Source organism: Ruminococcus sp. AF17-12 (genome assembly GCF_003479245.1).
In the GTDB taxonomy this organism is placed as follows: domain Bacteria; phylum Bacillota; class Clostridia; order Lachnospirales; family Lachnospiraceae; genus Blautia_A; species Blautia_A fusiformis.
The window spans coordinates 178,782-186,109 of sequence record NZ_QUGY01000008.1 but is presented as its reverse complement, the minus strand read 5'-3'; the positions used below and the strand labels follow the sequence as shown (position 1 = coordinate 186,109).

Below are 7,328 nucleotides of genomic sequence, written 5' to 3'. Positions count from 1 at the left end.
CAAAGGGATTATCTCATGGTTTTAGGTGAAAAGCACGGTACTAACTATTTACCGTATACTTTCTTTCTTGTTTATAATGAGAAAGAAAGAAAAAGAAAGGAAAGGCAACCTTTTCAAATCTGGATCGAACTGACAGAAGAGATTATCCAGAGGATGCAATCAGAGAATCTTTACTGAACAGCATTGTTCACCGTGATTACTCTTTCAGCGGAAGCAATCTGGTTAATGTCTATGAGGATAGAATCGAATTTGTCTCTCTTGGAGGTCTTGTATCCGGTCTGGAACTGGAATCCATTTTCCTGGGTGTTTCATAATCGAGAAATCCGAACCTTGCGGCTGTCTTCTCCAGGATGAGATTGATTGAAAGTTATGGCACAGAAATCGAAAAAATTGAATGTGCATATAAGAATTGACCATCCCCGCCAGAGTTTGAAACGGCAAAAGGTGTTTTCCGCGTAACACTTCCCAACAGGAATGAGCAGCCGGAAACGAATGTCCGGATATCTGATAAAGCGGACAAAGATATTTCACTGAATGAACAGAAATTACTCATTCTTCAATATACACTGGAAAACGGCAGTGTTACAAGAAAAGAAGTTGAAGATTTGATTGGTGCAGAAACAACAAAGGCTTTCCGGTTGCTTAAGGAACTTTGCAAAGCTGGCAAACTTGAGCAAAAAGGAAGCGGCAGGTTGAGCACCTACATTTCCAAATAAAATCATTGTACAAAGGAATATCTCGGCAATGAAATCAACTTTATGAGCTAGGTAAAAAATAAACTGTCTGAATCCCATGCTATGCACAGAACTCAGGCCGTTTAGCTTTTGTTCATCTTCCCATCTCATTTCCAACTCGTCCAAAAGCGAATGCCTTTTAGATTTTCTTCGCAATCGTAGACAGCTCCGAAAAAGAGCCTCATGACGGTGAAGAAAAAATCCAGAGCTGTGTTTCTTTCCACTTAGCCTTCGTTAGTTTCTTTCTGTCCCGAACACACCTTTTACCTGAATTCTGAAATCCAGCTTGTTGTTGGTCAATCCCTGCATGAGCTACACATTCTTATATCTGGGCAGGAAGATTGGACTGATAGACTGAATATCTTGCTCATTAATACAATGAGCCGTCATGAACTTTTTCGTCATATGGGGCTTTATATCTGACAGTACCTGTGACATAGAATCCTTTTTTTCTTCTATCACTCATCTATATTTTCCTATCATTGGTCAGTCAGTGACTTGCTCCCACTGGGCCCAAAAGCATTTTGCTGGAGCTGTCATATTCTTTTCCAGTGAGTTCAGACCGAACAATATCATCATTCAACATTTTAATAAATGCCGCTGCCTCTTTTTGTGAAGAAATCACAATATGATCTTCTTCAAACTTGAACATAGTTTTGTAGCGAGAATGCTTTTTCAGATTCTCTAACAAATCGTTCTTTTTCATCTGCAAAACAGGCGAATTTTTTGCCTTTAATAACTTCTTTGCATTTGTCAACTTACTTTTATTTTCAAACGCAACAAACTTTTCAAGGCTATCTACAATATCCAGATCGCGAATAATCTCAATCGTCTTCTGTGCCCCCGCTCGTATGTATTGCTCAAATCCAAAAAATCTCTGCATAAGATCCATTTTTGCCGTAACAACACTTGAAGAAAAGATAATTACATCTGCTCGTGAATCTATCTGCACAATATCGCTATCAATTTCATCGTATGTATCACCAACAAATAGGGCTATAACATTTTTACTTCGATCAATTCTTGATACAGAGTATATATGTTGATAAACCCAAAAGTACTTGTCATTCAAATTGATTCTAAAAAGAAATCCAGACAGTTTATTTCTATCGCTTTCCGAGTAGTACTCCGTACGCTTTTCAGCATCATCAAGAAAAATAAAGGGTCTATAGTTCTCTATCAGACTAATCTCATAAAATTCTTTCTTATTGTCTGCAATATTTTCTGATGTATCAAATTCGGCATCATCTGCAAGATAGGTACAATTGATAAAAGCTGTTTCTGAGATCATACAGCAGGAATGGCACGCCGCGCCATTTGAATTATTACCAGCAGGCACATTGTTAAGGCATTCCGGATCATTTGTGCAAACCAGTGCTTCCTGGAAAGCGTCTTTCATCAAAACAATAAGCTGATCAATATTTCCTAATTCTACAAGTCCACCAAGTGAGCCTTCTTTATCGGCACTTCCGGTATAGAGCAACACGCCAGACATATCATCCCCAAAATAAATACGCTCACGAATAGCGGATGAAGAGTACCCCGAGGACATTGACATCTGCTTAATCAACAACCGAAAGTGGGCCACCCTGAGGTGCACCCGTGATAGTCGCTTTTTCCAGTCCTTTTTCCATTACTCCTGCTTTCAGATATTTCCGAATCAGATTTAATGTGGTACTATCGTTTACTTGCTCTCTTAGTATCTGAATTAACTTATCGTGATTTACCCTGTCGAAAAACTGTTCAATATCAATATCTACTACCCATTCATAGCCACTGTTCAGATAGCAGAGGGCCTGTCTGATTGCATCATGACAGCTTCTTCCTGGTCTGAATCCATAGCTGTCTTCACTAAATATTTCTTCATAAATATCAGATATTGGCTGAGCAATTGCCTGTTGGATAGTTCTATCCCATGCTGTAGGGATTCCCAACGGACGTTGTTTTCCATTGTCTTTCGGAATGTATACTCTCCGTACTGGCTTCGGCATATAAGTTGTACTATAAATCGTTTCAGTCCTTCGGCTTTTGCCTACTATGACATCATCTGACTCCCTCTCCAAACCTTTTCCGACCATACCTTTCAGTATGTGAGTAGGGTCTCCCGAGGTAAGACACTAATCTTTCATCCCACAACCTCTTGATTTACAACTTCGGTATACGTTTACCATTAGGGCTTCGGTTTGCCTTGCAACCTTACCCACCTAATCGCCTTATCAAGTTTCTGTACGTAGGCTCAAGGATTTTGCTATACCACTTCCTCCATCCATACCATTACTGATACCGACTTGTGGTTCGCTACACTTGGCGGTAAATACCCGTGACTGGACTTGCACCAATATGATTAGTACCATGCTCGGCGCACAAGAAAAAACCGGAGTGAATCATCACCCCGGCTTCAAAAAATATTTACTTGTGCTTGCAACCTCCACGCTTTTTGTAGTCCTCGTCTATACGCTTTTTCCAATCTGCACTCAGCGGAGCACTGCACCGGACAGAGCTGATTGCTTCGCTGACCACTTCATAATTCAACGCGGTTCCTTCACTGTCGCACTGATAGTTGACTGCACGATCTGCACCGATTCCGAACTGGCTTGCAGTCTCTACTGCGTCAATATTGGCACCAAGGAACAAAAACTCCCAACCGTATTTCGCTTTCTGCCGCTCGATCATCTGCTTCACTTTTTCGCTGTTGTACCGGCGGCTGGCATTTTCCATTCCGTCCGTAGTGATTACGAACATGGTATGTTCCGGCACGTCCTCCGGCCTTGCGTACTTATGAACATTTCCAATGTGATGAATCGCACCGCCGATGGCATCTAAGAGTGCTGTGCATCCGCGAACCGTGTAGTCACGGTCAGTCATCGGTCGGATATCCTTTACATTTACACGGTCGTGCAGGACTTCGCTCACATTGTCAAACAGCACCGTTGAGATCAGTGCTTCGCCCTCTGCTTTTTTCTGCTGCTCAATCATGGAATTGAATCCGCCGATGGTATCCCGTTCCAATCCGCTCATGGAACCGCTGCGGTCTAAGATAAAAACGATCTCTGTTAAATTTTTTCTCATATGCTTGTCCTCCCAAAAGATTATGGCTGCTCGGTTTCGTACCTTACAGCCATAATATAGCGATTTTCTTTTGTGAAGTGGTCGCATAGAAAACGACATTTCTTTGTCCTTATGCCCCGATCAGGCTCTGGTCAAAAGCAAACAATGCCTCGTTGATTTCATACACATTGTAGTTTCCCCGTTCGACAAAATATTCTACAATGATATCGAATTTGCTCGAATGGGAAAGGGTAAATCCTGCCTTGCCGAGCATCTCCTGCATCTGGGCAAGCGGCAACTCCAAAGCGAGAGCAAATGCCAGCACTGTTGGTTTGGATGGCTTATAGAATTTATCAGAGCGAATTTTGGAAAAGAGCTTCCGGTCAATGTTTGCCTTCTTGTAGCACTGAACATCCGTCATGCCGCTTTCGTCAATCTTCCGCAGCAGCATTTCCGAAAAGCTCTCATCAATCTGCCCCAGTGCCTCCTCCAGAGATTGACTGCCGCAAGATTTACAGATTGCTTCGGACGGCAGCGGGGCAGATGCAGCTTCAAAGCAGGATTCCTCTGACAGCGCTTCAAGCCGCCGTCTCTGTTCTACTCGACTGTCGGTATGTTCATCCACATACCAGTCATCTATGTACGCCGCGATATCAGCAAACAGTTTTCCGCTAATCTGATATGCCTTCTTATCAAAGATAACGATGTAGACCATCATCTCATTTTCCAGCAAGAATGCACTGATGGTATCGACTGCAACCTTCAGAGCCTGGTCTTTTGGATAGCCGTAGATGCCGGAGGAAATCAGCGGAAAGGCCACCGACTGACAGCCATTTTCTTTTGCCAGGTTCAAAGATGTCCGATAACAGGATTCCAGAAGCTGTTGTTCCTGATGCTTGCCATCTCGCCAGCGCGGACCGACTGCATGAATCACATATTTGCAGGGCAGGCGATATCCCTTTGTGATTTTTGCGCTGCCAGTCTCGCAGCCATGCAGCGTACTGCATTCTGCAAGCAGTTCCGGTCCGGCGGCACGATGAATGCAGCCGTCCACACCACCGCCGCCCAAAAGAGAAGTGTTGGCAGCATTGACGATTGCGTCAACGCGCATTTTTGTAATATCGTTTCTGATAATCTGTAACGGCATGAAGCATACCTCCCATTCGTCCGATCAGAGTCCTTGTCTGATCAAATATCTATTAAAGTGTCTCATACATTGCTTTCAATTTTTTTCGGCGCTACACCGTTCCTGCAAATACACTGCCATAAAGGGCAAATATATTTGCTTCCCGTCCATATTGTTCTATGCTATAATACTATTGTTGTCCAACCGAAACCCGGCAACGGGAGGAGGTGAACCTCATGGAATTTATTATTTCTTTCTTTGTCTCCTGCATGGCTGGTGTAGCCTGCCACTACATCATCAAATGGTTAGACGGCGACAAGTAAGGACAGCACTGACCTAGTGGTTTCTTGTCCACTATAAAAAATAAGAAGAAGCCCTCAGTATTCGCGGTACTGGGGGCTTCATTCTTTTTGTCCTCATGGACTTATTATTTCTTTTGCCTACTGGCATTATATCATACGCAATTTTTCTTTGCAATATACTCAATATATTTTTTAAGGTGTTTTGTGCGCTACGTGTGTTCTACACTTCAAAATCGCCCACTTTTTTAGAAAATTTTAGAAATTTCAGATATAAAAAACCCCGGAAAATCAAGACTTTCCGAGGTTTTGATAAATTTCCGTATTCGATTGGAATTATCGCTTGCATAACTCCGAACGCCTATTTTACGGCATTTTTTGACCGTTTGTCAGTTACCCGTCTTTTACGCATATTCTCTCAAGCGTTTTCCCGTTGCTTTATTATATCACAACTGCTCGAACTGTACATGCTCAGATTCTCCGGAGAGGTAAAGGTCGCCGATTGTTCTGACCATCTTCTTTCCGTCTACAATATGAATCTCTTTCACATGGTCTTGTACTCTTTGCAGTCCTCTTTTTTGAACTCTGTTCCTCTGCCTAAATAGTATAACATGATTATCCCTCCTATTTGTTCAGATACCTGCTTGACGCATATCCGACGATGTTTTTATAAACCACATACAACCATTTCACACCGTTGCAGTCATTATAATATCCATAGCAATGAACTTTTTCGCCGTTATTCATCACCGCAAGGATTGTTTTCCCTGTTCCTGCTCCTGCACGGAGATACAACGTTGACGCTGTCACCTTATATTCTCCTGCAAGTTTTTTGTCGAATCCGTATGCAACGTCGTTCTTTGTATCGTTCTCGACTGGTGTTGTGTTGGATGCCCCCGCTCCGGATGACTTCGCTCCGTCTGTGAGGTTTGTTGCAACGTGAGCATTATCATTGAGGAGAATGTCGCCCTCAAGCAAATACGCATCCGATGTCAGATATTTGCTATCTGTCAGCACCTCGAATCCTGCTGCCTTGAGACCTGCTCTCATGTTTCCGGTATAGAGATAAATGCTCACATTCTTCATTTTCTCATTTCCCAGTCTGTAACCTGCTGCCTTTACGATTGCAGCGACACCAGATGAGCAATCAGCCTCACACGCAATCGTGATCTGTGCAGGGTCATAGTTCGATGCCTTGAGATGCTCCCAAAATGTATAGCGTTCAGACTGGTCATACCCGATTTTGTTGTTGACCGCTGCTGCCTTTGCCATGCTTGCGATCATTTTTCTAACCTTTTCATCCGGATGACTGAGGACACATTTCCACGGGCGATTATACCAGTTTATAACCTGCCACTCTGTCCCCGTCTGGTCTCCTGCTTTTCCTCCGGAATATCTTCTGTTTTCGTCATGTCCGCAATTTGAAATCATTTGTTTTCCTCCTTGTCAAATTCATCTGCTGTGAATCCGCATAATTCCGGATTCTTTTCCTGTATTCTGTCGTATAGCATCAAGCCTCCGACGATCAACGGTGTCGCCCACCACATCAACGCAGCAGGTATCGAAAGAATAAATCCGCACACCCTTGTCACCGTTTTTCCGAATCTCGCCTCGTCCGTGTCGATATGATAATCACCGCACTCCCTCATTTCCTCCCGTATCTCTTTGTCTAAATCAAAAGAGATTTTCCAAAAGAAAATATTGACTGCTGCAAATACGATAACCGCCATGATTGCATATATCAACGCAAGCATCTGCATGTTTCCGGTCACGAAATTACATATTTTTTTCACCGACCTCACCTGCCCCTCTGTTCACAAAATCCTGCATCGCTTTGTTGCTCTCAAGCATTTTTTTCATTCTCTCAAGTGCTTCATCGACCATCATCGAAAAAGCCTCAAACGAGATCACTCTTGCAAGCCATGCGAACCGTGCAACGAACATGTCATATACATACCGCAGCTTGATTTGACCTGTACCGCCTCCCAGTTCCTTTTCTGCTTTTGTGACTGCATAAAGCAGCCATTGCCGGAGTGTCAGACAAGGTCATAAAGAAAATTGTCGGTCATAAAGGGCAGGGCGTGACAGAGGTCGTATATACACATTTTGAAATCGAGGAAC

8 protein-coding genes are annotated in these 7,328 nt (G+C 43.1%); all 8 read right to left on the bottom strand.

All coding sequences use genetic code 11. The features are described 5' to 3' along the window. Window positions 1-545: 545 nt before the first annotated feature. The 8 genes from DWW77_RS10825 to DWW77_RS18080 all read right to left on the bottom strand — a co-directional run bounded on the left by DWW77_RS10825 (window position 546) and on the right by DWW77_RS18080 (window position 7,151). A complete protein-coding gene (locus DWW77_RS10825; RefSeq protein ID WP_110104167.1) occupies window positions 546-845 on the bottom strand; it encodes a hypothetical protein in 300 nt (99 codons plus the stop codon). A 379-nt stretch (window positions 846-1,224) separates the two neighbouring features. Then, window positions 1,225-2,307, bottom strand: a complete 1,083-nt coding sequence (locus tag DWW77_RS18085) for a DUF4868 domain-containing protein (RefSeq protein ID WP_182431215.1) — start codon at window positions 2,305-2,307, stop codon at window positions 1,225-1,227. Then, the gene (locus DWW77_RS10810) at window positions 2,297-2,812 is read right to left on the bottom strand and encodes a reverse transcriptase domain-containing protein (RefSeq protein WP_227574365.1); all 516 of its coding nucleotides are present in this window, start codon (window positions 2,810-2,812) and stop codon (window positions 2,297-2,299) included. The genes DWW77_RS18085 and DWW77_RS10810 overlap by 11 nt, the downstream gene beginning before the upstream one ends. Before the next feature lie 331 nt (window positions 2,813-3,143). Beyond that, window positions 3,144-3,803 carry a vWA domain-containing protein gene (locus DWW77_RS10805; protein WP_110104170.1) on the bottom strand — a complete coding sequence of 220 codons (660 nt, stop codon included), beginning with the start codon at window positions 3,801-3,803 and terminating at the stop codon, window positions 3,144-3,146. 109 nt (window positions 3,804-3,912) lie between these two features. Further along, window positions 3,913-4,929: an O-acetyl-ADP-ribose deacetylase gene (locus DWW77_RS10800; protein WP_118608686.1), complete on the bottom strand. Its 1,017-nt coding sequence runs from the start codon at window positions 4,927-4,929 to the stop codon at window positions 3,913-3,915. 902 nt (window positions 4,930-5,831) lie between these two features. After that, window positions 5,832-6,638: an SH3 domain-containing protein gene (locus tag DWW77_RS10795; protein WP_118608685.1), complete on the bottom strand. Its 807-nt coding sequence runs from the start codon at window positions 6,636-6,638 to the stop codon at window positions 5,832-5,834. Further along, window positions 6,635-7,000: a hypothetical protein gene (locus DWW77_RS10790; protein ID WP_118608684.1), complete on the bottom strand. Its 366-nt coding sequence runs from the start codon at window positions 6,998-7,000 to the stop codon at window positions 6,635-6,637. The genes DWW77_RS10795 and DWW77_RS10790 overlap by 4 nt, the downstream gene beginning before the upstream one ends. Further along, window positions 6,984-7,151 carry a hypothetical protein gene (locus tag DWW77_RS18080; protein ID WP_182431214.1) on the bottom strand — a complete coding sequence of 56 codons (168 nt, stop codon included), beginning with the start codon at window positions 7,149-7,151 and terminating at the stop codon, window positions 6,984-6,986. Before DWW77_RS18080 ends, DWW77_RS10790 begins: the two co-directional genes overlap by 17 nt. Window positions 7,152-7,328 lie beyond the last annotated feature (177 nt).